This is a genomic window from Geodermatophilus sp. URMC 65 (assembly GCF_053502545.1).
Map to the genome: position 1 here is coordinate 5,089,031 of NZ_CP199954.1, position 24,048 is coordinate 5,113,078.

At 75.2% G+C, this 24,048-nt stretch carries 26 protein-coding genes and 1 riboswitch; of the genes, 14 read left to right on the forward strand and 12 right to left on the reverse strand.

Features of this window, described 5'->3' with window-relative positions; all coding sequences use genetic code 11:
- Positions 1 to 75: 75 nt before the first annotated feature.
- From ACWIX7_RS24600 to ureA, 4 genes are read right to left on the reverse strand one after another with little or no spacing between them, the layout of a single operon-like run.
- Entirely contained in the window at positions 76 to 1,425 is a 1,350-nt protein-coding gene (locus ACWIX7_RS24600; protein ID WP_448619023.1) for an MFS transporter, read from the reverse strand.
- Complete coding sequence (locus ACWIX7_RS24605; protein ID WP_448622186.1) at positions 1,418 to 3,085, reverse strand: amidohydrolase; 1,668 nt, start codon at positions 3,083 to 3,085, stop codon at positions 1,418 to 1,420. Before ACWIX7_RS24605 ends, ACWIX7_RS24600 begins: the two co-directional genes overlap by 8 nt.
- A gap of 20 nt (positions 3,086 to 3,105) precedes the next feature.
- Entirely contained in the window at positions 3,106 to 4,794 is a 1,689-nt protein-coding gene (locus ACWIX7_RS24610; protein ID WP_448619024.1) for an urease subunit alpha, read from the reverse strand.
- Positions 4,791 to 5,369: an urease subunit gamma gene (ureA, locus tag ACWIX7_RS24615; RefSeq protein WP_448619025.1), complete on the reverse strand. Its 579-nt coding sequence runs from the start codon at positions 5,367 to 5,369 to the stop codon at positions 4,791 to 4,793. Before ureA ends, ACWIX7_RS24610 begins: the two co-directional genes overlap by 4 nt.
- A gap of 226 nt (positions 5,370 to 5,595) precedes the next feature.
- Positions 5,596 to 5,690: riboswitch (SAM riboswitch) on the forward strand.
- A gap of 5 nt (positions 5,691 to 5,695) precedes the next feature.
- On the opposite strand from ureA, the gene ACWIX7_RS24620 reads away from it, so the two are divergent.
- From ACWIX7_RS24620 to ACWIX7_RS24655, 8 genes are all read left to right on the forward strand, one after another.
- A complete protein-coding gene (locus ACWIX7_RS24620) occupies positions 5,696 to 5,770 on the forward strand; it encodes a putative leader peptide (RefSeq protein ID WP_448622187.1) in 75 nt (24 codons plus the stop codon).
- Positions 5,771 to 5,951: 181 nt separating this feature from the next.
- Positions 5,952 to 6,986, forward strand: a complete 1,035-nt coding sequence (locus tag ACWIX7_RS24625; protein ID WP_448619026.1) for a methionine ABC transporter ATP-binding protein — start codon at positions 5,952 to 5,954, stop codon at positions 6,984 to 6,986.
- On the forward strand, positions 6,983 to 7,642 hold the full coding sequence (locus tag ACWIX7_RS24630; RefSeq protein ID WP_448619027.1) for a methionine ABC transporter permease: 660 nt from the start codon (positions 6,983 to 6,985) through the stop codon (positions 7,640 to 7,642). The genes ACWIX7_RS24625 and ACWIX7_RS24630 overlap by 4 nt, the downstream gene beginning before the upstream one ends.
- Positions 7,643 to 7,713: 71 nt before the next feature.
- On the forward strand, positions 7,714 to 8,532 hold the full coding sequence (locus ACWIX7_RS24635; protein ID WP_448619028.1) for a MetQ/NlpA family ABC transporter substrate-binding protein: 819 nt from the start codon (positions 7,714 to 7,716) through the stop codon (positions 8,530 to 8,532).
- 179 nt (positions 8,533 to 8,711) lie between these two features.
- Positions 8,712 to 9,122 carry a large conductance mechanosensitive channel protein MscL gene (mscL, locus tag ACWIX7_RS24640; RefSeq protein WP_448619029.1) on the forward strand — a complete coding sequence of 137 codons (411 nt, stop codon included), beginning with the start codon at positions 8,712 to 8,714 and terminating at the stop codon, positions 9,120 to 9,122.
- Between the two features lie 210 nt (positions 9,123 to 9,332).
- Positions 9,333 to 10,586, forward strand: coding sequence for a vanadium-dependent haloperoxidase (locus ACWIX7_RS24645; protein WP_448619030.1), 1,254 nt, complete (start codon positions 9,333 to 9,335; stop codon positions 10,584 to 10,586).
- A gap of 151 nt (positions 10,587 to 10,737) precedes the next feature.
- Entirely contained in the window at positions 10,738 to 12,123 is a 1,386-nt protein-coding gene (locus ACWIX7_RS24650) for a carotenoid oxygenase family protein (RefSeq protein WP_448619031.1), read from the forward strand.
- Positions 12,124 to 12,225: 102 nt separating this feature from the next.
- Entirely contained in the window at positions 12,226 to 12,420 is a 195-nt protein-coding gene (locus ACWIX7_RS24655; RefSeq protein ID WP_448619032.1) for a hypothetical protein, read from the forward strand.
- A gap of 146 nt (positions 12,421 to 12,566) precedes the next feature.
- Here ACWIX7_RS24655 and ACWIX7_RS24660 read toward each other — a convergent pair whose 3' ends face one another.
- Entirely contained in the window at positions 12,567 to 12,770 is a 204-nt protein-coding gene (locus ACWIX7_RS24660; RefSeq protein WP_100499772.1) for a cold-shock protein, read from the reverse strand.
- 258 nt (positions 12,771 to 13,028) lie between these two features.
- On the opposite strand from ACWIX7_RS24660, the gene ACWIX7_RS24665 reads away from it, so the two are divergent.
- Together ACWIX7_RS24665 and ACWIX7_RS24670 are read left to right on the forward strand one after the other, a co-directional pair.
- The gene (locus ACWIX7_RS24665; RefSeq protein WP_448619033.1) at positions 13,029 to 13,280 is read left to right on the forward strand and encodes a hypothetical protein; all 252 of its coding nucleotides are present in this window, start codon (positions 13,029 to 13,031) and stop codon (positions 13,278 to 13,280) included.
- 76 nt (positions 13,281 to 13,356) lie between these two features.
- A complete protein-coding gene (locus ACWIX7_RS24670; RefSeq protein WP_448619034.1) occupies positions 13,357 to 14,280 on the forward strand; it encodes an NAD-dependent epimerase/dehydratase family protein in 924 nt (307 codons plus the stop codon).
- 20 nt (positions 14,281 to 14,300) lie between these two features.
- Here ACWIX7_RS24670 and ACWIX7_RS24675 read toward each other — a convergent pair whose 3' ends face one another.
- From ACWIX7_RS24675 to ACWIX7_RS24700, 6 genes are all read right to left on the reverse strand, one after another.
- On the reverse strand, positions 14,301 to 15,500 hold the full coding sequence (locus tag ACWIX7_RS24675; protein WP_448619035.1) for an MFS transporter: 1,200 nt from the start codon (positions 15,498 to 15,500) through the stop codon (positions 14,301 to 14,303).
- A 17-nt stretch (positions 15,501 to 15,517) separates the two neighbouring features.
- A complete protein-coding gene (locus ACWIX7_RS24680; protein ID WP_448619036.1) occupies positions 15,518 to 16,075 on the reverse strand; it encodes a TetR/AcrR family transcriptional regulator in 558 nt (185 codons plus the stop codon).
- Positions 16,072 to 16,668, reverse strand: coding sequence for a sugar O-acetyltransferase (locus tag ACWIX7_RS24685; RefSeq protein ID WP_448619037.1), 597 nt, complete (start codon positions 16,666 to 16,668; stop codon positions 16,072 to 16,074). Before ACWIX7_RS24685 ends, ACWIX7_RS24680 begins: the two co-directional genes overlap by 4 nt.
- A 60-nt stretch (positions 16,669 to 16,728) precedes the next feature.
- Positions 16,729 to 16,902 (reverse strand): hypothetical protein, encoded by a 174-nt coding sequence (locus ACWIX7_RS24690; RefSeq protein ID WP_448619038.1) that lies wholly within the window; start codon positions 16,900 to 16,902, stop codon positions 16,729 to 16,731.
- Positions 16,899 to 18,182 carry a glycerophosphodiester phosphodiesterase gene (locus ACWIX7_RS24695; RefSeq protein WP_448619039.1) on the reverse strand — a complete coding sequence of 428 codons (1,284 nt, stop codon included), beginning with the start codon at positions 18,180 to 18,182 and terminating at the stop codon, positions 16,899 to 16,901. The genes ACWIX7_RS24690 and ACWIX7_RS24695 overlap by 4 nt, the downstream gene beginning before the upstream one ends.
- 108 nt (positions 18,183 to 18,290) lie before the next feature.
- Complete coding sequence (locus ACWIX7_RS24700; protein ID WP_448619040.1) at positions 18,291 to 18,791, reverse strand: DsbA family protein; 501 nt, start codon at positions 18,789 to 18,791, stop codon at positions 18,291 to 18,293.
- Positions 18,792 to 18,984: 193 nt separating this feature from the next.
- Between ACWIX7_RS24700 and ACWIX7_RS24705 the strand changes: the two genes are divergently transcribed.
- The 4 genes from ACWIX7_RS24705 (at position 18,985) to ACWIX7_RS24720 (ending at position 22,805) form a co-directional block, all read left to right on the forward strand.
- Complete coding sequence (locus tag ACWIX7_RS24705; RefSeq protein ID WP_448619041.1) at positions 18,985 to 19,731, forward strand: HpcH/HpaI aldolase family protein; 747 nt, start codon at positions 18,985 to 18,987, stop codon at positions 19,729 to 19,731.
- A 98-nt stretch (positions 19,732 to 19,829) separates the two neighbouring features.
- On the forward strand, positions 19,830 to 21,038 hold the full coding sequence (serA, locus tag ACWIX7_RS24710; protein ID WP_448619042.1) for a phosphoglycerate dehydrogenase: 1,209 nt from the start codon (positions 19,830 to 19,832) through the stop codon (positions 21,036 to 21,038).
- A gap of 91 nt (positions 21,039 to 21,129) precedes the next feature.
- Complete coding sequence (locus tag ACWIX7_RS24715) at positions 21,130 to 21,615, forward strand: cation:proton antiporter regulatory subunit (protein WP_448619043.1); 486 nt, start codon at positions 21,130 to 21,132, stop codon at positions 21,613 to 21,615.
- An 8-nt stretch (positions 21,616 to 21,623) separates the two neighbouring features.
- Positions 21,624 to 22,805, forward strand: coding sequence for a cation:proton antiporter (locus ACWIX7_RS24720; RefSeq protein WP_448619044.1), 1,182 nt, complete (start codon positions 21,624 to 21,626; stop codon positions 22,803 to 22,805).
- Between the two features lie 25 nt (positions 22,806 to 22,830).
- On the opposite strand, the gene ACWIX7_RS24725 is transcribed toward ACWIX7_RS24720, so the two are convergent.
- Positions 22,831 to 24,027, reverse strand: a complete 1,197-nt coding sequence (locus tag ACWIX7_RS24725; RefSeq protein WP_448619045.1) for a dipeptidase — start codon at positions 24,025 to 24,027, stop codon at positions 22,831 to 22,833.
- Between the last annotated feature and the right edge of the window lie 21 nt (positions 24,028 to 24,048).

The window sequence follows — 24,048 nt, forward strand, 5'->3', positions numbered from 1 at the left end:
CGGCACCAGCGCGTCGACCGGGCAGCCGCACGTGTGGCCGAGCCGCCCGTGTCCGCCTGCGCCGAGCGACGGGTCTCAGTCCACGACCACCTCGTCGTGCACGCGCATGCGCTCACCGACGAACCCGCCGACGGCGGTGACGAGCGAGACGGCGATCAGCAGGGTCGCGGGCACCCACGGGTCGTCGCCGATGCCGCTGGTCAGGGCGGTCGCGACGAAGGGGAGGAACCCGCTGAGCGCGCCGGCGATGTTGTAGGCCAGTGCCACCCCGCTGTAGCGGTAACGGGCGGGGAACAGTTCGGCCAGCAGGGCCCCGGTGACGGCGTACGCCACGGAGAGCGCGGCGATCCCGACCGAGATGGCGAGCACGACGGCAGCGGGTGAGCGCGTCGTCAGCAGGGCGAAGACCGGTAGCGCCAGGACCGCGCTGGCCAGGCCGCCCCAGAACGTCACCCGTCCCGGGCCGAGCCGGTCGGCTATCCGGCCGAACAGGACGATGACGCCGATCTCGACCACGGCGGCCACCAGCGTGGCGTTCACCATGAGGGTGCGGGACAGGCCGAGGGTGTCCACGCCGTAGCTGATCGCGAACGTGGTCAGCACGTAGAACCCGCCGACGCCGAGGAACGCCGCCGCGATGGCGACGAGCAGGCGGCCCCAGGCGTGGGTGAAGACCTCCCCGGCCGGGATCTTCGGCCGGTCGGCCTCCTGCGCGAGCATCTGGTCGAAGACCGGTGACTCCTCGACGCGGCGGCGGATGTAGAAGGCGATGACGAGCAGGGGGAAGGCCGCGAGGAAGGGCAGCCGCCACCCCCACGAGTCGAAGCTCTCGGCCGGCAGCAGCAGCACGAGCGCGAAGGCGCCCGAGGACATCAGCGTGCCCACCGGCGAGCCGAGCTGGGGGAGGGCGGCGTAGCGGCCGCGCTGGTCCGGCGGGGCGTGCTCGACGGCGAGGGTCACCGCACCGCCCCACTCCCCGCCGACGGCCACGCCCTGCGCGAGGCGCAGCAGCACGAGCAGGGCCGGCGCGGCGACGCCGATGGCCGCGAAGTCGGGCAGCAGGCCGATCAGCCCGGTCGCCACGCCGATCATCACCACCGTGATCAGCAGCGCGGGTCGGCGCCCGATGCGGTCGCCCACCGCTCCGAAGACGACCGCCCCCACCGGGCGGGCGACGAAGCCGACGCCGAAGGTGGCGAAGGCCGCCAGCGTCGCCGCAGTGGGGTCCAGCGTGCTGAAGTAGAGCCGGTTGAAGACGAGGGCGGCGGCGGTGCCGAAGAGGAAGTAGTCGTACCACTCGAGGGCCGTGCCGACGAAGGCCGCGAAGGCGACGCGGCGGGCGTCCTGGGGGCTGACGTGAGCCGGCGCGCCGGCGGCGGCGGAGGTCCTCGTCGTGCCAGGTGACGAGGCGGTCGGGTCACTCATGCCTGCGCTCCCTCGGAGTGGGGGTGGGTGCGGGGAGGTCCCGGCCCGTGAACAGGCCGGTGTCGTGCACGGGCGCCCCGGCGAGCAGCGTCGCCAGGACGCCGATGGCGCCGATCCGGTCGGCATCGACGCGGAGCGGGTCGTCGTCCAGCAGCACCAGGTCGGCGAGCTTGCCGCGGGTGAGGCTGCCGCGGGTCCGCTCGTCGTGGCTGGCCCAGGCCTCGTCCAGGGTGTAGGCCCGCAGCGCCTGGGCGGCGCTCACGCGCTCGTCCGCCCCGATCAGGGCCCCGCCGGACGACAGGCGCTCGACCATGGACTGCATGCCGAGCAGCGGGGCACCGGGGGCGACCGGCCGGTCGGAGCTGCCGGGCACCCGCAGTCCGGCGTGCAGGAACGAGCGGTGCCGGTAGAGCCAGTCCACGCGCCGGGGCCCCACCGCGGCGGCCATGGTGTCCCCGATCGCGTACAGGAAGCGCGGCTGCGGGACGGGTACCACGCCCAGCTCTGCGAAGCGGGCGAGCTGGTCGGGACGGACCAGGCCGGCGTGCTCGACGCGATGGCGGACGTCGGCGCGCGGGTGCACCCGGGTGGCCTCGGCGAACGCGTCCAGCGCCAGCTCCACGGCGTCGTCGCCGATGGCGTGCGCGGCCACCCGCCACCCGGCGCGGTGCGCGTCGACCACGAGGCGGCGCATGACGTCCGGGTCGTCCTGGAACACCGCGGTCCCGTGGTCGCAGAAGGGCTCGGACAGCGCGGCCGTGCGCCCGATCAACGACCCGTCCAGCCAGATCTTCATGGGTCCCAGCCGCAGCCGGTCGTCGCCGAATCCGGTGCGCAGCCCGAGGTCGAGCCCCACGTCGATACCGTCGGCGGGGTGCGCCCGGAGGCGGTGCAGGGTGTCGCCGGCGACCATCAGCTCGACGCGGGTGCGCAGCAGCCCCCGGTCCCGGGCTACCAGGTAGGCGGCCGCCTCCACCGGCGTGCGGCCGAGCAGGCCCAGGCCGATGCCGGCCTCGACGACGTGGGTCAGCCCCTCCGCGGCGTAGACCTCGCTCGCCCGGCCGAGCGCCGTGGCGACCTCCTCCACCGGGTACGGCTTCACCAGGTCGTCGACGAGCGCCTGAGCGCGCTCCTGGAGCAGCCCCGTGGGCTCGCCGGACCCGTCACGGACGACGACGCCGCCCTCCGGCTGCTCCGTGCGGCCGTCCAGGACACCGCAGCGTCGCAGCACCTCGCTGCTCACCACGCTCATGTGGCCCGAGCGGTGCTTCAACCACACCGGGCGGCCACCGCCGGCCCGGTCCAGCAGGGAGCGGTCGGGGTGGGCGCCCATGACCGTGTCGTCGTAGCCGGAGCCGACGACCCACGCGTCCGCGGGGAGGCGTTCGGCGTCCCGGGCCACGGCGTCCTCGACGCCGGCCAGGCTGCTGGTGACGGACAGGTCGATCTCGCCCAGCGACTGGCCGAACCAGGCCATGTGGTTGTGCGCGTCCCCGAAGCCGGGGACCACCACGGCACCCTGGCCCTCGACGACCGTCCGGGCGGGCAGGTCCACGACCTCCTCGTCCAGGCCCACGACCCGGCCGCCGAGGACGCCGATCGCCGACGCCGTGGGACGGGCGTCGTCGACGGTGTGCACGCGGACGTCCCGCAGCAGCATGTCCAGCACGGTCGCTCCGTTCAGGCCAGGTGGTGCAGGCGGGTGAGGGGCAGGTCGGACACGCGGTGCACGGGCACGGGACGCCCGTCCACGAGGACGGGACCCGGCTCCGTCGGCACGGCGACCGCGGGCAGGGCGGTGTTGGCGACCATGTCCGCGCTCGTCAGGCCCCGGCTCGCCCGGATGGCGGCGTAGCGCACGCCCTCGGGCAGCGCTCTGCGCGCGTCGGCGTCCGCGAGGCACTGCTCGGAGACGAACACCCGCGAGAGCCGGCGTGGCGCGGCCCCGAGGCCACCGAAGTACGGCCGCAGCACGCGCGGCTGGGTCAGCCGGGTGGAGCCCGAGCCGGACCCCGAGGTCCCCCACGCGACGAAGCCGGACTTGAGGACCAGCTCCGGCGCGGTGCCGAAGGTGGCCGGGTGCCACAGCACGACGTCCGCGAGCCGCCCCGGCGTCAGGGATCCCACTTCGTGCGCCATGCCGTGGGCGATGGCCGGGTTGACGGTGATCTTGGCCAGGTAGCGGAGCACCCGCTCGTTGTTGACGTGCTCCGGCCCGGCCTGACCGGCCAGGTGCGCCTGCACGTGGGCCAGCTGCCAGGTGCGCCGGGCGGTCTCCGCGATCCGGCCCATGCCCATCGAGTCGGAGTTCACGATGCTGATTGCGCCCAGGTCGTGCAGGGCGTTCTCCGCGGCGATGCCGTGCTCGCGCACGCGGCTGGTGGCGATGGAGACGTCGCTGTCGATGCCGCGGTGACCGCGGTGGACGGTCAGGGTCATGGGCAGCAGCTCGTCGACCGTCGCGACCGTCAGCGGGAGCGTCGGCGTGGTCGAGGAGGTCAGGACGTGGGCCTCGCCCACCACCTGCAGCAGGTCGGCGTGCCCACCACCGCCCTCGACGTGGTAGGCGTGCACCGTCCGGCCGCGGGTGGCCGACAGCGTGTCGGCCAGGGCGCCGGACTCGTTGAGGGTGTCCGTGTGCAGGGCCACGGGCAGGTCCACGTCGTCGGCCACGCCGAGGCAGGTGTCCACGATGCGCGGGGTCGCGCCCCAGTCCTCGTGGATCTTGAACCCCCCGGCCCCGGCGAGGGCGGCACGCTCGAGCAGCTCGGTGGACGAGGTGGATCCCCGGGCGAGGAAGGCCGCGTTGAGGGGGGTGTCGCGCCACCCCTCGATGAGCGTGTGCAGGTTCGTCGCGGGGTTGGCGCCGACGTCCCACACACCGCCGATGCCCATGCCCACCAGTGAGGTCACCCCGGCGGCCAGGGCCGCGGGGGCGATCTCGGGGCTGGACAGGTGCACGTGCGAGTCCACGACGCCCGGGGTGGCGAGGAGGCCCTCCCCGGTGATCATCGCCGTGTGGGAGTCGACCACCAGCTCGACGGCGTCGCTGGTGTCCGGGTTGCCGGCCCGGCCGACGCCGACGATGCGGCCGTCCTTGACGCCGATGCTGGTCTTGCGCACCCCGAGCAGCGGGTCGACGACCACGACGCCGAGCACCACCATGTCCAGGGCGCTGTCCCCGGGGGCGCGGTCGGTCACGAGCAGCCCGTCCCGGGCGGTCTTGCCGCAGCCGCCGAGCAGCTCGTCGCCGGGGTCGGTGTCGTCGGCCTCGATGCGCACCCACAGGTCGGTGTCGCCCAGGCGCAGCAGGTCACCGGTGGTGGGGCCGTAGAGGCCGGCGTAGCGGGCGTGGGAGATGCGGCTCACCGCTGACCCCCGCGGGCCACCACGGGCACGGTGGAGGTGGTGCCGGGCGGGAACTCCCGGCTGACCCCGGCCGGCAGGTCGAGCCGGAAACCACGCACCGCGTCGCGGTCGAACTCGACCGCCGGGTTGACCTCCTCCAGCGGGAAGTGCGAGGAGATCCACACGGAGCGGTCGCTGCGGTTGGTGACCTCGACGGTGCGCCGGAGCCGGCCCGGCGCCAGCTCGACGTCGCCGTCCTGCGCGAGGACGGCGCCCGGACCGGTCGGGTCGGCCGGGCCGAAGGGCTCGGGCACGTGCACCAGGGAGGTGCCGTGGGGGAACAGCGCCTCCACCTGCAGGCTGGGCACGGTGGTGGCGACCCCGGGGAGCACCTGGTCGACCGCGACCACGCTCCGGGCCCGCCGGACGACCTCCTGGAGCGGCAGCCCGTCCCAGGCCATCTCCAGGACCTCGTCGCAGACCAGGGCGATCGCCTCGGTCGCGCCCAGGCGCGCGCCCCGGGTCAGTCGCCGGCGGGCGAGTTCGGCGGCGTTGAAGAGCAGCAGGCGCTCCTGCTCGCGAGGGGTCAGGTGCACCGCGGCCTCCGGGGTCCGTGCGGTCGGTGGTGTCGAGCGCCACGGTGCTCCTGACCTCGGCGTTCGGCAATCCGCGGCGTGCGGCCGGTGTCCGCTCGCGGCCGCCGGTCGTGGTCCGCGGTGCGACCGGCGGACTCCTGAGGGCGCTGCCGGAGCCCCGCCTGTGGGCGATGTCGCAGGTCCGGCGTGTCGGTCGGGCCGGCCGGCTCAGTAGAGTCGACGGGCAACGCCATCCGGAGCGGCCGAGAGACCTGGCTCGACGACGCCGCAGCAACCCCCCGCCCCGGCGGACGAGGGTGCTACTGCCAGGACCGATGGAGGACGCGATGACAGGCCCAGCGCCCACGTGGGCCCGCCGGCACGTCGACCTGTGCCGCACCGCCGCGGCCCTGTGTCGCTGACCGCCCGGCCCTCGTCGCGGTAGCTGCCCCGCCGTCCGGGGCACACAGCCCCTGCTGGTCCGTCGCTCCCGCGCGGCCCGGACGTCGTCCGGACGTCGGTGCGCCCCTGCCCGGGGCTGCCGGTCGGCCGGCGCCGTCCGGAGACCGTTCCCGCCTGCTCACCCCTGAGGACAGCCCACCCGTGATAGATCTGCACGACGTCCGCAAGGTCTTCCCCGCCCGGAGGCGGTCCGGGGAGGTCGTCGCCGTCGACGGCATCACCCTGCACGTCGAGGCCGGCGAGTTCGCCGGCGTGGTCGGCCCCAGCGGGTCGGGCAAGAGCACGCTGGTGCGCTTGGTGAACCTGCTGGAGCGGCCCACGTCGGGGTCGGTGACCGTCGACGGCCGGGTGCTCACCGAGCTGCCGGACGACGAGGTGCGGCAGGCGCGCCGCTCCATCGGGATGGTCTTCCAGCACTTCGAGCTCCTGGACTCGCGGACCGCGGCCGGCAACGTCGAGCACCCGCTCGAGCTGGCCGGTGTCGGCCGGGCCGAGCGCCGCCGCCGGGCCACCGAGCTGCTGGAGCTGGTCGGGCTGGGGGAGCGCGCGGACGCGCACCCCGGGCAGCTCTCCGGCGGGCAGAAGCAGCGGGTGGCGATCGCCCGTGCGCTGGCCGGCCGCCCCACGGTGCTGCTCTGCGACGAGGCGACCTCCGCCCTCGACCAGGCCAGCACCACCGGCGTGCTGGAGCTCCTGCGCCGGGTGCGCTCCGAGTTCGGCCTGACCGTGCTGCTCATCACCCACGAGATGGCGGTCGTCAAGGCCGTGTGCGACAGCGCCGTCCTCCTCGAGCGGGGCCGCGTCGTGGACAGCGGCCGGCTCTCGGAGGTCCTGACCCGCGAGCACTCGCCGCTGAGCGACGCACTGCTGCCCGCGCCGCTCGCCGACGCCGGCGCCGGGCACGACGGCGTCCTCCTCCGGGTGACCGTCACCGACCGCACGCCCGAGACCGTCGTCCTGCAGACCCTGATCGGGCAGCTGGGGCTCGCGGTGGAGGTCGCCGGCGGTTCGGTCGAGACCGTCGCCGGGGGCCGCTACGGCCGGCTGCTGCTGCGGGCCACCGGCGACCTCAGCCGGCTGGACGGGGCGCTGCGCGGGCTGCGCGACGACGGCGTCCTCATCGAGGCGGTGCCCCGGGACACGGACGCCGTGGCGGCGACGGGAGCGGGCCGATGAGCGACTGGGCCCGCATCTGGCCGCAGTTGATGGAGGCGACCGGCGAGACGCTGTACATGGTCGGGGTCTCCGCCCTGCTCACCGTGCTGCTCGGCATCCCCCTCGGGATCCTGCTGACCGTCACCGCTCCGGGGGCGCTCGCCCCGCGACCGCTGCTGAACCGGTTCCTCGGGGTGGTCGTCAACCTCGGCCGCTCGCTGCCGTTCATCATCCTGCTGTTCCTGGTCGCGCCGGTCACCCGCGGCATCGTCGGGACGACCATCGGCTCGACGGCGGCCATCGTGCCGCTGACGATCGGCGCCGTCCCCTTCCTCGCCCGCCTGGTGGAGACCAGCCTCCGGGAGGTCGCCCCCGGGAAGGTCGAAGCGGCGATGGCCATGGGCGCGCGCCGCCGGGACGTCGTCCGCACCGTGCTGCTGCCCGAGGCGCGCCCCTCGCTCATCGCCGGGACCACGGTCACCGTCGTCGCGCTCATCAGCTACTCGGCGATGGCCGGCGCGGTCGGCGGTGGCGGGCTCGGCGACTTCGCCATCCGCTTCGGCTACCAGCAGTTCCGGACCGACATCACCCTGCTGACCGTCGTCCTGCTGCTCCTCGTCGTGCAGGCCCTGCAGTGGGCCGGCGACCACTGGGCGCGCCGGCTGGCGCACGTCTGACCACCCACCCCACCGACCCCCCGGTGGCCGGCCGGCCACCTCTCCCACCACGTCCGAGGAGGACCCCCGTCATGCGCTCCCGTCTCACCTCGCTCCTGGCCGCGTCCGCGGCGACCGCCCTCCTGGCCGCCTGCGGCGGCGGCGAGGCCGAGCTGTCCGCGGCCGACGAGCCGCTGCGGGTGGGCGCGTCCCCGGTGCCGCACGCCGAGATCCTGCGCTTCGTCGACGAGAACCTCGCCGCGGACGCCGGCCTGGACCTCGACATCGTCGAGTTCACCGACTACGTGCAGCCCAACGTCGCCCTGGACGACGGGTCCCTGGACGCGAACTACTTCCAGACCATCCCGTACCTGGAGGAGCAGGAGGCCAGCGCCGGGTACGACTTCACCCCGCTGGCGCCGGTGCACATCGAGCCCCTGGGCATCTACTCCCAGTCGCTTCCCGACCTCGCCGCCCTTCCCGACGGCGCGACCGTGGCGATCCCCAACGACCCCACCAACGCCGCCCGGGCCCTGCGGCTGCTGGAGGCCAACGGGCTGATGACCCTGGCCGACACCGGCGACGCGGCGCCCACGTCGCTGGACGTCCAGGACAACCCGAAGGACCTGCAGATCTCCGAGGTCGAGGCCGCGCAGGTGCCCCGGTCGCTGGCCGACGTCGACATCGCGGTGATCAACGGCAACTACGCCATCGAGGCCGACCTCGTGCCGGCCGAGGACGCCCTGGCGCTGGAGTCGGCCGAGGGCAACCCCAACGCCAACCTGCTGGTCGTGCGGACCGGGACCGAGGACGACGAGCGGATCCAGGAGCTCGAGGGGCTGCTGCACTCCGACCAGGTGCGTCAGTTCATCGAGGACACCTACGAGGGCGCGGTCATCCCCGCCTTCTGACGGTCGCCGGGCAGGGGGCCGACCGGGGGTCCCGGCCGGCCCCCTGCCGCGTGCGGTGCCGGTCGTGGTCCGCGCGGCGGGTCGGGCGCGAGTAGCGCCGCACGCGGTGGGAACTGAGGAGGCCGGGCCTCCCGGCCCCGTCAGCTCCGGGCTCCAGTCCCGCGTCGGCAGGAGGACACGTGCGCACGCTGCTCACCAACTTCCGGAACTTCGCCTTCTCCGGCAGTCTCATCGACCTGGCCGTGGGCCTGGCGATCGGGGCGGCGTTCGCGACGGTGGTCGACTCACTGGTGGGCGACGTCATCCTGCCGCTCGTCGCAGCGATCTTCGGGCAGCCGAACTTCGACGCCCTCGTGCTGACGGTGAACGGCGCGGAGATCCGCTACGGGTCGTTCCTGACGGCGCTGGTCTCGTTCCTGCTGCTGGCCCTCACGATCATGCTCATCGTCCAGGCCATCCGGCGTGCCACCGGCCGGGAGACCGCCGGCGCGCAGGGCAGCCGGGAGTGCGACCACTGCAAGAGCTTCATCCCGGTGGACGCGTCGGTGTGCATGTTCTGCACCCGGGACGTCGACCCGATCGTCTCCTGAGCGGCCCCGCCGAGCCCGTCGCGGGCGGGGACGTGGTGCCCTGTCCGGGGCACACCCGCCGGCATAGCGTCCGGTTCGGCTCCCACGACCGCCGCCGGACCCGAGGAGGTGGACCCGGGGAGCGGGGGCGGCGGCACGTCGGGCACCCGCGGACACTGCCCGGCCCGGTCCCGGACGGCGGGAGGGAGCCGGGAGGTCAGGAGGCACGCCATGACCAGGACCCGCTCCGCTCGGCGTCAGGCGGTCGTGACCGCCGCGCTGCTGGTCCTCGCCGGAACGCCGACCGCGGCGGCCGGGGACGAGGCGGCCTCCCCGCGAGGTGATCCCGGGGTGGTGCTCAGCTGGAACGCCCTCGCCTGGCGCACCATCGGCGTCGAGGGGGAGCAGCCGCCGCCCGTGGCGCAGCTGTACCTCGGCCTGGTGTCGACGGCCGTGCACGACGCGGTCGTCACCGCCGAGGAGGCCGACGTCCCCACCGCCTCCGACGTGGCCGCGGCGACCGCGGCGCACGACGTCCTCGTGCACTGGTTCCCGGCGTCCCGGGCCGCCCTGGACGCCGATCTCGCCGCCTGGCTCGGCACCGTCCCGGACACCGCGGAGCGGCAGCGCGGCCTGCAGGTCGGCCGGGACGCCGCGGCGGAGCTCATCGCCGCCCGCGCCGACGACGGGCGGGACGCACCGATCACCCTCGACCGGCCCGCCGAGCCACCCCCCGGGATGTGGGTGCCCACCGGCAGCGGGGAGATGCTGGCCCCGTGGCTGGGCTTCACGGAGCCGCTCGTCGTCGAGTCGCCGGTGGAGTTCGCCACGGACGGGCCCGACCCCCTGGACAGCGAGGAGTACGCCGCGGACTTCGCCGAGGTGGCGGCGATGGGGTCCGCGACGAGCGCCGACCGGACGGCGGAGCAGACCGACCTGGCCCTGTTCTGGAGCGACAACCCGGTCCGGCAGTACCAGGACGCTCTGCGGGAGCGGGCGGCCCGCCACCCCATGGACATCGTGGACACGGCGCGGGTGTTCGCCGCCGTCAACACCGCTGGAGCCGACACGCAGATCACCTGCTGGCGGGTCAAGTACGACACCGCCTTCTGGCGCCCGGTCACCGCGATCCAGCAGGCCGACCGGGACGGCAACGACGCCACCGCGGCCGACCCGGCGTGGACCTCGCTGCGTGCGTCCCCGCCGTACCCGGACAACCCCAGCGGCCACGGCTGCGTCAGCTCGGCCGTCGCCGGGACGCTGGAGGAGATGTTCGGTCCCGGCCAGCTGGACATGGCGATCTACAGCACCGTCACGGACACCACCCGGGTCTACGACGACGCGGAGGCCTGGCTGGACGACGTCACGAACGCGCGGATCTGGCTGGGGATCCACTTCCGGGACGCGATGGACGACGCCCGGGAGATCGGTACCGGGGTCGCCGATGCGGTGGTCGACCGCGCGTTCCGGCCGGCGGACAGCTGAGGCGGGCGCGGTCAGCGCGTCCCGGGCGGCACGCCGTCAGGCCCTCCCGAGCCGCCGGCGGTGGCTTTCCGACACGGCGCCGGAGGGCCACACTCCCGGGAGCAGGGCGACGACACGCCGATCCAGGCCGACGATCGCGGGAGGGACCACGATGCCCGACCACCCGATGCTGGACCGCAGCAGGTATCTCGAGGGGGCGTTCGCGCCGGTCACGGAGGAGATCACCGCGTTCGACCTGCCGGTGACCGGGACCCTCCCGGCCGAGCTGCACGGGCGGTACCTGCGCAACGGGCCCAACCCCCTGGGCCTGGACGACCCGGTCCAGCACTGGTTCCTCGGTCCCGGCATGGTGCACGGGGTCCGGCTGCGGGACGGTCGGGCCGAGTGGTACCGCAACCGCTGGGTGCGCTCGAGGCAGGTGGCGGAGGCGCTGGGGGAGCGGTGGGCCGGGGGGCCGGTGCACGCCGGCATGGACTTCGCCGCGAACACCCACGTCATCGCGCACGCCGGGCGCACGCTCGCCACCGTCGAGGCCGGCGCGCTGCCGTACGAGCTCACCGACGAGCTGGACACCGTCGGTCCGTGCGACTTCGGCGGCACGCTGCCGGGCGGCTACGCCGCGCACACCAAGCTCGACCAGCGGACCGGGGACCTGCACGCCGTCGCCTACTACTGGGGATGGGACCACGTGCAGCACGTCGTCATCGGCCCCGACGGGCGGGTCAGCAGCACCACCGACGTCCCGGTCGCGGACGGGCCGATGATGCACGACTTCGCCCTGACCGAGCGCTACGTCGTCCTGCTCGACCTCCCGGTGACCTTCAGCATGGCCGCCGCGGCCACCGGCTCCTCGCTGCCCTACGGGTGGAACCCGGCGCACCAGGCCCGGGTCGGGCTGCTGCCCCGGGAGGGGACCACCCGCGAGGTCCGCTGGTTCGAGGTGGACCCCTGCTGGGTCTTCCACACGCTCAACGCCTACGACGACGGCGACCGGGTCGTCGTCGACCTCTGCCGCTACGAGGGCGCCTACGACCTGTCCGGCCTGTCCGGGCAGGGCTCGCTGACGCTGGACCGCTGGACCGTCGACCCCACCGCGGGCAGGGTCGGCCAGCAGCGCCTCGACGACCGCCCGCAGGAGCTGCCGCGCACCGACGAGCGGGTCGTCTCCCGGCCGTACCGCTACGGCTACAGCGCGGTGACCCGGGAGGTGAGCCGGTCCACCGTGCAGGTCGACGGCACCTTCGCGGACGACGCCTTCGCCGACGCGCTGCTCAAGCACGACCTGGCCACGGGCCGCGTCGAGGTGCACCGGTTCGGCCGGGACGCCACCGTGGGCGAGGCCGTGTTCGCGCCCTCGGCCCCCGACGCGGCCGAGGACGACGGCTACGTCCTGGCGTTCGTGCACGACCCCGAGCGGGGAGCCGCGGACCTGGTGGTCATCGCGGCCCAGGACTTCGCCGGCGGACCGGTCGCCCGCGTCCACCTGCCGGCGCGGGTCCCGCTCGGCTTCCACGGCAGCTGGATCGCCGACCGGTGAGCCGCCGTCCCCGGGGAGGGGCGACGGGGGCACCATCAGCGGTGTCGCCGACGAGCAGGGCCGGCGCTCGCAGCCGGGCGAGCCGGTACGGGAGGCGCGGCGATGGCGCGGAGTGACTTCCACGTGGCCCTGGCCAACGCACTGGACGTCGCCATGCCGCCGGAGGTGCCGCAGGAGTACGACATCGAGGCCGTGGTCGACCAGTGCATCGCACTGCTGGAGCGGGCGGGATGGCGCTTCACCCGGACGCGACCCTCCTCCGCGCCGCCCGCCCGTCGTCCGCCGCAACCGGTGTGACCCGGGCGCGCCGCGGCCGGCGGCCCGGGGGACCGCCGTGGACGTGTGTAGGCGAGGGAGGCCCCGCGGTCACCGACCGCGGGGCCTCCCTGGGAGCGAGCGTGGGGGAGGGGCACGGCGTGGCGTCGCCGTGCCCCTCCCGTCGCTCAGATCGCGCGGACGTTCTCCGCCTGCGGGCCCTTCTGGCCCTGGGTGACGTCGAACTCGACGCGCTGCGCCTCGTCCAGCGACCGGTAGCCGCTGCCGGTGATCGCCGAGTAGTGGCAGAAGACGTCGGCGCCGCCGCCGTCCTGCTCGATGAAGCCGAAGCCCTTCTCCGCGTTGAACCACTTCACAGTGCCCTGAGCCATGTCGTTCTCTTCTCCGTGCTGTCGTGTCAGGACCGACCGCTGTCGGTCCTGGGGCGCCGCACCGACCGGCAGGACCGAGAGGAACGTCAGGCAGAGACGACTGCGGACGTCCGAGAACGAAGCAGAGGCACAACGGCGACCGCACTCGACTGTACGGGCTGCCGCACCGGTGCGGGGCCGTGTCGGGCAACCGAGGCGGATCTCACCGGGGGGCGCGGTCCGCTGCCGCCGTGCCCGCCCGCGCAGGAGGCTGTCCCGATGGACATCACCACGGTCAACGACCGCCACCTCTACGAGGGCCGGGTCGTGGTGCAGGACCCGGCCGACCCGTCCCGCCACATCGACCTGCCGAGGAGGATCGTCCGCTTCGGCCCCGCCGGCTGGCTGACGGTGATCGCCGCCCTGGCCGAGGACGCCGAGATCGAGCTCTATCCGATCGGCCGCGTCCTGGCGGTCACCGACCTCCGCGAGGCCGGAGTGCCCGGCCACGCCCCGGGTACCGGTGCGTGACCACCGCCGTGACGATCCGGCGATGCCGGATCCGGGCACGACGACGAGCGACGGAGCAGCACTCCACCACCCTGGTGTGCACGCCGTGGTGGGCGCCGGGGGAGCGACCGGCCGGCGGCTCGTCGCCCATCTGCACGCGGCGGGGTACCGGGTGCGCGCGGTCACCCGTGACGGCCGCGACGTCGGCACGCCCGGCGTGGAGACGGCGGCGGCGGACGCCACCGACGGTGCGGCCCTGGCCGCGGCCTGCCGGGACGCGGCCGCCGTCTACCACTGCGTGATGCCCGTCCTCGCCCGCTGGACCGGCGAGTTCCCCGTGGTCACCGACGCCCTGGTCGACGCCGCCTCCCGCGCCGGCGCACGTCTGGTGTTCGCCGACGACACCTGGATGTACGGGCGGGTCGACGGGCCGATGACCGAGGACACCCCGTGGCGGCCGGTCGCCGCCTTGGGCGTGCTGCGCGCCTGGATCGCCGAGCGGGTGCTCTCCGCCGGTGCGGCCGGACGCCTGCCGGTCGGCCTCGTCCGCGCCGGGGAGCTCTACGGGCCCGGCGTCCGGTCGGTCGTCGCCGGCAACGTGTTCCGGGCCGCGCTGCGCGGGTGGCCGGTGCAGTGGCTCGGGGACCCGGACCTGCCCCTGACACCCACGTTCATCGACGACTTCGCCGCCACCCTGGCCGCCGTCGGGACGGGCGACACCTCGCCGGCGGCGGTGTGGCACGTGCCGCACCCGGGCGTGACCACCGGCCGGGCGCTCGCCGCGGAGGCGTGCCGGCAGGCGGGCACCCGGCTGCGGCTGGTGCGGCACGGGAGCCGCCGGGTGCGCGCCCTCGGCTCCGTCGTCCCGCTGGCCCGCGAGGGAGCCGAGATGGTGTACCAGTTCGAGCAGCCGTTCGTGGTCGACGGCAGCCGGGCCGCCCGGGCCTTCGGCCTCGCGGCGACCCCGTACGAGGAGGGCGTGCGCCGGACCCTGGCGGCGAGCTCCGCTGCCGGCCACTGAGCCCGGCCGGCGCCCCGGGCTCAGCCGCCGGGTCGGGCCGCGGGCGGCCGGCCCGGGAGGGCCCGGCCCAGCACGAGCGCGCCGACCCCGGCCAGCACGACGCTGAGCAGCGCGACCCGCAGGCTGGTGGCGTCGGCCAGGGCACCGATCAGCGGCGGGGACACGAGGAAGCCGATCCGCAGGAGCCAGTTGATGACCGCCAGTCCCACCCCGTGCGGCAGCCCGGGCAGCTCGTCGGCGGCCTGGTAGACGGCCGGGATCAGGGTGGCGACGCCGAGCCCGGCGAGGGCGAACCCGGCCAGCGTGGCGGGCACCGACGGCAGGCCCAGGGCCAGGCCCATCCCCACCGCGGCCAGCGCCCCGCCGGCCCGGGCCACCCGGCGCCGGCCGAACCGGTCGACGACCCGGTCGCCGGTCAGCCGCCCGACGGTCATCGCCACCGACAGGGCCACGAAGCCCAGCCCGGCGGTGGCCGCGCCGGCCGCGAGCTCGGTGCGCAGGTACAGCGCGCTCCAGGACGCGCCGGCGTCCTCGACGAACGCGCCGCAGGCGGCGAGCACGCCGAGCACGGCGAGCGCCGGGACGGCGGTCCGCCGCCGCGGTCGCTCCCGCGGGTGTGCCCCGGGAACCGGGTCGGGCTCGTCCCGGCCGGGCAGCACCGCCCGCGAGGCGACCACCGCGACGGCGCCGAAGAGGACGGCCGAGGCAGCGAGGTGGACGCCCAGCGGCACGCCCAGCCCTGCGGCGGCCGAGCCGAGCAGCCCACCGGTGACCGCGCCGACGCTCCAGACGCCGTGGAAGGCGTTGATGATCGAGCGGCCGTAGTACCGCTGCACGCGCAGCCCGTGGGCGTTCTGCGCGACGTCGACGACCGCGTCCAGCGCGCCGAGCACCAGCAGCGCCGCGGCGAGGCCGAGCCAGTTGGGCACCACCGACACCGTCCACACCACGACGCCGAGCAGCACCAGGCCGTAGGAGGCGACCCGGCCGGAGCCGAACCGGCGGATGAGGACGGCCGACGACAGGCCGGCCAGCAGCGCACCCAGCGGCAGGGCCGCCAGCGCTGTGCCCAGGGCGGTGCTGCTCAGCCCCAGCTGGGCCTTCACCTCCGGCAGGCGTGGCACGAGGCCGGCGTAGAAGACGGCGTTGAGGAAGAAGCAGGCAGCGACGGCGGCGCGGGCCCGGCGCAGGGCAGCGGTGTCGGTGACGGGGACGGCCACGGGGGTCCTCGGGAGGGTCAGCCGGCGAGCCGGTGGAGGGCGGAGCGGATCTGGTCGGCGGTCATCGGGTCGGTGGACAGGGCGCTGTGCAGGACGAGCCCCTCCACCAGCGCGTCGACCTCGCGCGCGGTCACCGGGTCGAGGTGCCGCTCCAGGCTGCGGCGGCTGCGGGACATCCAGTCCTGGGTGACCGCGCGCAGCGCCGGGTCGCGGGCCGCGGCGACGTAGAGCTCGACGGCGAGCACCAGGTCGCGCTGGGAGCCGAGCAGGTCGCCGGTGAGGTGCTCGACCAGCGCCTCGAGCGCCGCCGCCCGGTCCGGCGCGGCCCGCATGCGCTCGTCGAAGCGCTCGGCGACGGCGTCGACGTGCCGGGTGAACGCGGCGGCGAGCAGCTGGCTCAGCGAGGCGAAGTGGTAGGTCAGCGACCCCAGGGGGACGTCGGCGGCGCGGGCGATCGCCCGGTGCGTGGCGGCCGTGACGCCCTGCTCGGCGATGACGTCGAGCGTGGTGTCCACCAGCCGGTCGCGCCGTCCCGGGTCGTGCCGCCGGGACCGCCGCGCCGGGGCGGACGTCACCGGCCGGGCCCGTCCAGGGTGCGGACGACGCGGGCGGGGTTGCCGACGGCGACCACGTCCGGCGGCAGGTCGCGGGTGACCACCGCTCCCGCACCGACGACGGTGTTCTCGCCGATCGTCACGCCGGGCAGCACGATCGCCCCGCCCCCGAGCCACACGTTGTCGCCGATCGTGATCGGCTCGGCCGCCTCCCACTTGGCCCGGCGGGGCTCCGGGTCGAGCGGGTGGGTCGGGGTCAGCAGCTGGACGTTGGGCCCGATCTGGACGTCGTCCCCGATGGTGATGGGCGCGACGTCGAGGGCGACCAGCCCGACGTTGGCGAAGCAGCGGGCGCCGATGCGGATGGAGCTGCCGTAGTCGACGAAGAAGGGAGGCCGAATCTCGGTGCCCTCCCCGACGGCGCCGAGCAGCTCCTCCAGCAGCCGGCGGCGCAGCGGGCCCTGGCGGACGGTCGTCGCGTTGTAGGCGTCGGCCAGGTCCTGCGCCCGGGTGCTGGCCTCGCCGAGGTCGGGGTCGTCGGCGATGTAGGGGTCGCCGGCGAGCATCCGCTCGCGCATGGTCCTGGTGTCGCTGGCGTCGGGCCGGAGGCTCATAGGAACAAGCGTACACAACGGCCGCCTGCAGGCCGCCGCCCACCCCGGTCCCGCGCTGCCTCAGGCGGTGCGGTCGGCCTCGGCGGCGGTGACGGCGTCCTCGCGGCTGGGGAACGGCCCTCCGGTGCGGCCGTCGGCACGGCAGGTCCACCGGTAGCCGTCGGGCGTCTGCTCGATGCGGTAGCCCTCCGGGTCGGACGGACCGTGGCCCGGGCGTTCCCACGGGTCGGTCATGCGAACCCCACGTTCCTGAAGCGCACTCCCGCGAACGCCCCGCCGAGGTGGACGACGGGCACGGGGCGGTGGGTGGCGTCCGCGACGGTCACGCTCTCGCCGCTGGCGGCCGTGAAGAGCAGGCCCGAGCCGGTGACGGTGATCCGGAGCGGCACGTAGGTGCCCGTCCTCGGCGCCGTTCCCGCCGTCGAGGACGCCAACGGGGTGGGGACTCCCTCGACGACCCGGTGGACGTCCAGGGTGCCGTCTCCCCGCAGGAGGAATAGGTAGCCGTCGGCACCGGGCGACCGGTCGGACGACGGTCGGTACGGGTGGTCGTCGGTGCTCAGGAAGACGAACCCGCAGCTCGTGCGGCCGTCCGCGCAGGTCTCGTCCATGCGGAGGTCGAGGTACAGCGTGAACGCGGCCGGGTCCGGCGGTGCCAGGAAGCCCATGAGCGTGCAGGTGGCGGTGGCCGAGATGTCGAGGCCCCAGGAACCGTCGTCCGCGTGGAACCGGCCGCGGCTGGTGTCCGGCAGCATCCCCGGCAGCCAGACCTGACGGGCGAACAGGTCCGAGGCACGCCGCCCCGCGTCCCCCGCGATGTAGACCGGGTCGTCGGAGAAGATCGCGTCCACGCCGTCGGCGACGAGGACGTCCCGCTGGTGCCGGCGGTTGACCGTGTGGACGGCCACCTCGATCCCCACGGCATGCGCTCGTGCACACACCGCCGCGGTGACCTGGCCCGCCTCCGGGCCGATCCAGCCGATGCCCTCGGCGGCGGCCCGGACGACGTCGGTGGTCCCGAGCCAGATGACGTCCCGCCCCCGCGAGCGCGCCAGCCGGCACTCGGCGAGTGCGTAGGACTGGAGCAGTACGGACGCCGGGCTGACGCCACGTCGGTCGAGCGCGTCGATCACCGGCTCCATCGCGTCGCTGCTCTTGGTCTCGACGCAGAGGAGGACGCGGTTGCCGAACTCCACGAGCACCTCCTCGAACAGCGGAGGGCGCAGGCCGTCGGGCCAGCCTCCGCCGAGGATGGCCGAGGCGTCGATGTCCAGCTGCTTCCAGGACACCGACGTGTGGTCGGCGACGTTGCCGCTGGAGGTGGTCATGCGGTCCACCGTGCCGTCGTGCATGACGCCCAGGCCGCCGTCGGCGAGCGTCGACACGTCCTGCTCGATGACCGGCAGGCCCTGGCCCACCGCGACCCGGTAGCCCTCCATGGTGTGTTCGGGGACCTGCAGGGCACCGCCGCGGTGGGCGATGACGAACGGCCGGCTCAGGTCGGCGAAGTCCACGGGGTGATCCTGGGGCCCCGGCCGCGCGGCCGGGGTGCGAGCGGCCGCCGGGCTCCGGCCTCGTCGTCGGTCCGGCCGGGGGCGTGCGCCCGTCCGGAACGGGTGTGGTCAGCCGCGCAGCACGTCCCCCAGCGCTCGGGCGTCGTACAACGCGGAGGAGTCGACCGGTCGCCCGTCGAGGAGGGCCGCGGGCGTGCCCTGCGGATCCTGCTCCTGGAACGCCCGGTCCACCTCGACCACCCAGGCCTCGTACCGCCCGTCCCTGACCCCGGTCTGGTATGCCGGGTCGTCCAGGCCCACGCGCCTACCCAGGACCAGCAGGTCCTCGGCGGTGAAGCCGCCGCTGTGCTCGGGTGGTTGGCTCGCGAACACCTCGCGGCGCAGCTGGTCGAACCGACCCGCCTCCGCGGCGAGGGCCAGCGCGTTGTCGGCGCGCACCGACTCCGGGCCCAGGAAGCACCGCATCCGGTACTCGACCGCGACCGCACCGGCAGCGACCTCGCGGCGCAACAGGTCCCCCGACGCCTCCTCGAACTGCCGGCAGTAGGGGCACTGGGGGTCCTCGAAGACGACGAGCCGGCGACGGGCGCCGTCGCTGCCCACGAGCACCCCGCCTCCCGGGGTATGGCCAGAGGGCGCGGGCGGGGTCGCGGCGGGGTCCATGGCAGGTCCGTACCCACGATCCGGGTCCGGCAGCCCCGTTCGCGCGCGCCCGGACCCGGGAGCAGGATCGTCCCGGCGGAACTCCGAGGCGCCGGCCCACGACGCCGCCGGAGTCGGGGACCGGAGGAGGGGTGCCGGGATGGCGGTCAGCGAGGTCGACCTGCGGCGGCGGTGGTCGGACGGGCAGCCGTGCCACGGTCTGTGGAACACACTGCCCGGCGCGGTGACCGGCGAGGTGCTGGCGCGCACCGGAGCCGACTTCGTCGTCGTCGACCTGCAGCACGGCGCCGGAGCGGAGGCCGAGCTGCCGGGCGTCGCGGCGGCGATCACCGCGGCGGGCTCGGTGCCGCTCGTCCGGACCCGCAGCCCGGCCTTCGCCGATGTCGGACGTCCGCTGGACCTGGGAGCCCGCGGTGTTCTCGTGCCCAACGTGCGCGACGCCGACCACGCCCGGGAGGTCGTCGCCGCCTGCCGGTACGCCCCGGCCGGTGGTCGGTCGATCGGACGGCTCTCCGGCGGGGCGGACCAGCCCCTGGTGGTCGTGATGGTGGAGGCCGCGACCGCGCTGGACGACCTCGACGCCGTCCTCGCCGTCGAGGGGCTGGACGGCGTCTACGTCGGACCGGGCGACCTCTCCCTGTCGCTGGGGCTGACCGGCGACGACCACCGGGAGGAACTGCGCGCCGTGCTGTCCTCGATCGTCGCCCGGGCCGGCGCCGCAGGCGTGCCCGTCGGCGTGCACGCCTACAACGGTGCGCAGGCCGCCGGGTACGCCGCCGAGGGCGCGACGATCGTGACCGTCGCCGTCGACGCCGTCTCGCTGCGCGAGGCGGTGACCTCCCACCTCGGCGTCGCCCGCGGCGGCCCGGGGCCGGATCCCGGCTGACCATCGCCCACCCGGTCGTCACCCCCCACCGCCCGCGACGGGATACTCGTCCCCGACGCGGTCCACCGGCGGTCCCGCGGTGGAGGAGGTCGCACGACGTGCCCAGAGCCCTGCTGCTGGAGAACATCGACCCGGTGGCGGCCGACCTGCTCGGCTCGGCCGGCTACGAGGTCGAGTCGCTGCGGGGGGCGCTGGACGAGGCCGACCTGGCCGCCGCGCTCGACGGCGTCGACCTGCTGGGCATCCGGTCGAAGACCCAGGTGACCGCGGAGGTCCTGCGCCGCCGTCCGGGCCTGGCGGCGGTGGGGGCCTTCTGCATCGGCACCAACCAGATCGACCTCGCCGCGGCCGCGGCCGCCGGGGTCGCGGTGTTCAACGCGCCGTACTCCAACACCCGCAGCGTGGTGGAGATGGCCATCGCGGAGATCATCATCATGGCCCGGCGGCTGGTCGACCGGGACCGCGCGCTGCACGCCGGCACCTGGGACAAGTCGGCGGCCGGCAGCCACGAGATCCGCGGGCGCACCCTGGGCATCGTCGGCTACGGCAACATCGGCAGCCAGCTGTCCGTGCTCGCCGAGGCGCTGGGCATGCGGGTGCTGTTCTACGACCTCGAGGACAAGCTCGCGCTGGGCAACGCGGAGGCCTGCAGCAGCCTGGAGGAGCTGCTCGAGCGCGCGGAGACCGTGACGCTGCACGTCGACGGCCGGGCCGGGAACGCCGGGCTGTTCGGCGCCGAGCAGTTCGCCCGGATGCGTCGGCGCAGCCTGTTCCTCAACCTGTCCCGCGGGTTCGTCGTCGACCACGAGGCACTGCGCGAGCACATCCTCAGCGGCCACATCGCCGGCGCCGCGGTCGACGTGTTCCCCGACGAGCCCCGCGAGCAGGGCGACGCGTTCACCTCCGTGCTGCGCGGACTGCCCAACGTCATCCTCACGCCGCACGTCGGTGGTTCCACCCAGGAGGCCCAGCACGACATCGGGCGGTTCGTCGCCGGCAAACTGGTCGACTACACCGGCTCCGGGACGACGACGTTGAGCGTCAACCTGCCCACCGTGGCCCTGCACGGCTCCTCCGCAGCCCGGTTCGCGCTGCTGCACCGCAACGTGCCCGGCGTCCTCGCGCACGTGAACGCGCTGGTCGGCGAGCACGGGCTGAACGTGGACGGCCAGGTGCTGGCCACCCGCGGCGAGCTCGGGTACGCGGTCACCGACATCAGCGCGGCGCTGCCCGCGGACCTGCTGGCCGCGCTGGACGCGCTCCCGGAGACGCTCCGTCTCACGACCTTCGGCAGCCGGACCGGCTGACCACCGGGTCGGCGTCCGCACAGCCGGCGCCGGTCACCCCGTGCCTCCCGGGACCGGCCGGGGCGGGCCCGGCGTCTGCCACCATGCGGCTGTGGACCTCGAGGAGACGATGCTGCCCGGCGTCGGTGTCCGGTACCGGCTGCGGACCCGCTCCGGCGAGGTCCTCGCCATCGTCCTCGACCGGGAGGGCACGGCCGAGATCGCCGTCTACGACCGGCGCGACCCCGACCGGGCGCGTGGCGTGCTGCGGCTCGAGCCCGACGAGGTCGACGCCGTGGCGGAGGTGCTCGGGGCTCCCCGGCTGACGCAGCGCTTCGCGGACCTGTCCCGCGAGGTCCCGGGGCTGGAGTCGGGACGGTTCCGGATCCGTGCGGGCTCGCGCTTCGCCGGCCGTCCGCTGGGCGACACGCGGGCACGCACGCTGACCGGCTGCTCCATCGTGGCGATCGTGCGGGACGCCGACGTCGTCCCGTCCCCGGGGCCGGGTGACCTGCTGCACCCGGGGGACGTCGTCGTCGCCATCGGGTCGGTGCGGGGGCTGGCGGACCTGGAACGGCACCTGGACGAGCCCGCGTAGGGGCACCGGTGGACCACGTCGCCCAGCTGCTGCTCGAACTGGGTCTGCTGTTCTGCGGGCTGTCCCTCATCGGTCTGCTGGCCCGCCGGCTGGGCCTGTCGTCCGTGCCGTTCGTCCTGCTGTCCGCGCTCGCGCTGGGGGAGGGCGGCATCGCCCCGCTGACGACCTCGGAGCCGTTCATCGAGGCGGCCGCGGAGGTCGGCGTGGTCCTGCTGCTGCTCGCCCTCGGCCTGGAGTTCACCGCCGACGAGCTGTTCGCCTCGCTGCGGCACCACGGCTCCTCAGGACTGGTGGACCTGCTGCTCAACGCCCCGCCGGGCTTCGTGGCGGGGCTGCTGCTCGGCCTGCCGTGGCAGGGTGCGCTGGCGCTGGCCGGGGTCACCTGGATCTCCTCGTCGGGCATCGTCGCCCGGCTGCTCGGCGACCTCGGGAGGCTGGCCAACCGGGAGACCCCAGCGGTGCTGTCCGTACTGGTCCTGGAGGACCTGGCGATGGCGCTGTTCCTCCCGCTGCTGGTCGTCGCGCTCGCCGGTGGTGGCCCGATGACGGCCGTGGCGGGCATCGCGCTGGCGGCGGGTGCTGTCGGGCTGGCGCTGCTGGCCGCGAAGCGGCAGGGCCACCGGCTCGGCCGGCTCCTGGCCTCGGACGACGACGAGCAGGTGCTGCTGCGCCTGATGGGGCTGACCCTGCTGGTGGCCGGGCTCGCCCAGGCGGCGGGGGCGTCGGCCGCGGTGGGGGCGTTCCTGGTCGGGCTGGCGCTGCCCACCGCGGTCGCCGACCGGGCGCGAGCGGTCCTGGGGCCGCTGCGCGACCTGTTCGCGGCGATCTTCTTCGTCGCCTTCGGGCTGTCCACCGACCCCCGCGCGGTGCTGCCCGTGCTGCCCGCCGTCCTGCTGCTGGCCCTCGTGACCGCCGGGACCAAGGTCGCCACCGGCTGGTTCGCCGCCCGGCGGGACGCGGTGGCCGTGCCCGGCCGGCTGCGCGCCGGGACGGCCCTGGTGGCCCGCGGCGAGTTCTCCGTCGTCATCGCCGGCCTGGCGGTGACCGCGGGGGTGCCGGAGCTCGGGCCGCTGGCCACCGGCTACGTGCTGGTCCTCGCCGTGGCCGGTCCGGTGCTCACCCGCCTCGCCGAGCCACGTGCTCGGCGCGCCGGCCCGCGACCGCCGGCTCCCGGGCGGACGGTCGCCTGACCCCGGTGGTCGTGGCAGCGGTCGGTCAGGCGCGGCCGAGGTCGTCGGTGCGCGCCGTGGACGGACCTCGCCGGGCGGACGCGGACCGCGCCACGGCCTCGGCCTCGCGGAACGCGCGCAGGACGTTGCCGCCAATCAGCCGGGTGCACTCGTCCCGGCTCCACCCCCGGTCGAGGAGCTCGGCGACCAGCGCGGGATAGCAGGAGACGTCCTCCAGCCCGTCCGGCAGGTCCTCCACGCCGTCGAAGTCCCCGCCGAGGCCGACGTGGTCGACGCCGGCCACCCGCCGCACGTGCTCGACGTGGTCGGCGACCTGGGCGAGCGTCGCCCGCGGACGGGGGTGGTCGGCGAGGTACTCGCCCGCCACCGCGGCCCGCACGCCGGCGTCCCTCGGATCGAGCCCGCGGTGCTCCATCTCGGCGCGCAGCCCGAGCGCCCACGCACGGCACCCCGGCGACACGAAGTCCGACACGAACGTCACCATGCACACCCCGCCGTTGGCGGCCAGTCCGCGGAGGAGGTCGTCGGGGACGTTGCGCGGGTGGTCGCACACCGCGCGGGCACCCGAGTGCGAGCAGACGACCGGCGCCTCCGTGACCCGGAGCGCGTCGCGTGCGGTGCTGTCGGCCACGTGGGACAGGTCGACCAGCATGCCGAGCCGGTTCATCTCCCGGACCACCTCCTCGCCGAACGCGCTGAGCCCGCCCGCGGCGGGGACGTCCGTCGCCGAGTCGGCCCAGGGGACGTTGACGTTGTGCGTCAGCGTCAGGTAGCGGACGCCGAGCCGGTGCAGCATGCGGAGGACGCCCAGGGAACCGGCGATGGAGTGGCCGCCCTCGGCGCCCAGCAGCGAGGCGATCCGCCCGCGGGCGAAGGCGCTCTCGACGTCGTCGGCGGTCAGCGCCAGCTCCAGGTCGTCCGGGTGCCGGTCGATCATCCGGAGGACGAGGTCGACCTGCTCGAGGGTCGTCGCGACCGCCGCCTCGCCCTGCAGCGCACCCGGCACGTAGACCGACCAGAACTGGGCGCCGACCCCACCCCGCCGCAGCCGCGGGAGGTCGGTGTGCGTGCCCGCCACCGGGGCCGCGAGGTCCAGCCGGCGCAGGTCGAGACCGGACCCCTCGCGGATCCTCCACGCGAGGTCGTTGTGGCCGTCGACCAGCGGGTGGGAGCGCAGCAGGTCGCGGGCCGTCGTCAGTGCGGCGGCGGGTCCACTCCGCATCCCGATCCTCCGGGGGACGTG

Coding starts and splice junctions, on each gene's coding strand:
- ACWIX7_RS24650 (WP_448619031.1), top strand. CDS start 10,738: ATGCCCGACCACCCGATGCTGGACCGCAGCAGGTATCTCGAGGGGGCG.
- ACWIX7_RS24630 (WP_448619027.1), top strand. CDS start 6,983: ATGAGCGACTGGGCCCGCATCTGGCCGCAGTTGATGGAGGCGACCGGC.
- ACWIX7_RS24600 (WP_448619023.1), bottom strand. CDS start 1,425: ATGAGTGACCCGACCGCCTCGTCACCTGGCACGACGAGGACCTCCGCC.
- ACWIX7_RS24660 (WP_100499772.1), bottom strand. CDS start 12,770: ATGGCTCAGGGCACTGTGAAGTGGTTCAACGCGGAGAAGGGCTTCGGC.
- ACWIX7_RS24685 (WP_448619037.1), bottom strand. CDS start 16,668: ATGAGCCTCCGGCCCGACGCCAGCGACACCAGGACCATGCGCGAGCGG.
- ACWIX7_RS24655 (WP_448619032.1), top strand. CDS start 12,226: ATGGCGCGGAGTGACTTCCACGTGGCCCTGGCCAACGCACTGGACGTC.
- ACWIX7_RS24645 (WP_448619030.1), top strand. CDS start 9,333: ATGACCAGGACCCGCTCCGCTCGGCGTCAGGCGGTCGTGACCGCCGCG.
- ACWIX7_RS24635 (WP_448619028.1), top strand. CDS start 7,714: ATGCGCTCCCGTCTCACCTCGCTCCTGGCCGCGTCCGCGGCGACCGCC.
- ACWIX7_RS24725 (WP_448619045.1), bottom strand. CDS start 24,027: ATGCGGAGTGGACCCGCCGCCGCACTGACGACGGCCCGCGACCTGCTG.
- ACWIX7_RS24605 (WP_448622186.1), bottom strand. CDS start 3,085: ATGCTGCTGCGGGACGTCCGCGTGCACACCGTCGACGACGCCCGTCCC.
- ACWIX7_RS24705 (WP_448619041.1), top strand. CDS start 18,985: ATGGCGGTCAGCGAGGTCGACCTGCGGCGGCGGTGGTCGGACGGGCAG.
- ACWIX7_RS24665 (WP_448619033.1), top strand. CDS start 13,029: ATGGACATCACCACGGTCAACGACCGCCACCTCTACGAGGGCCGGGTC.
- ACWIX7_RS24690 (WP_448619038.1), bottom strand. CDS start 16,902: ATGACCGACCCGTGGGAACGCCCGGGCCACGGTCCGTCCGACCCGGAG.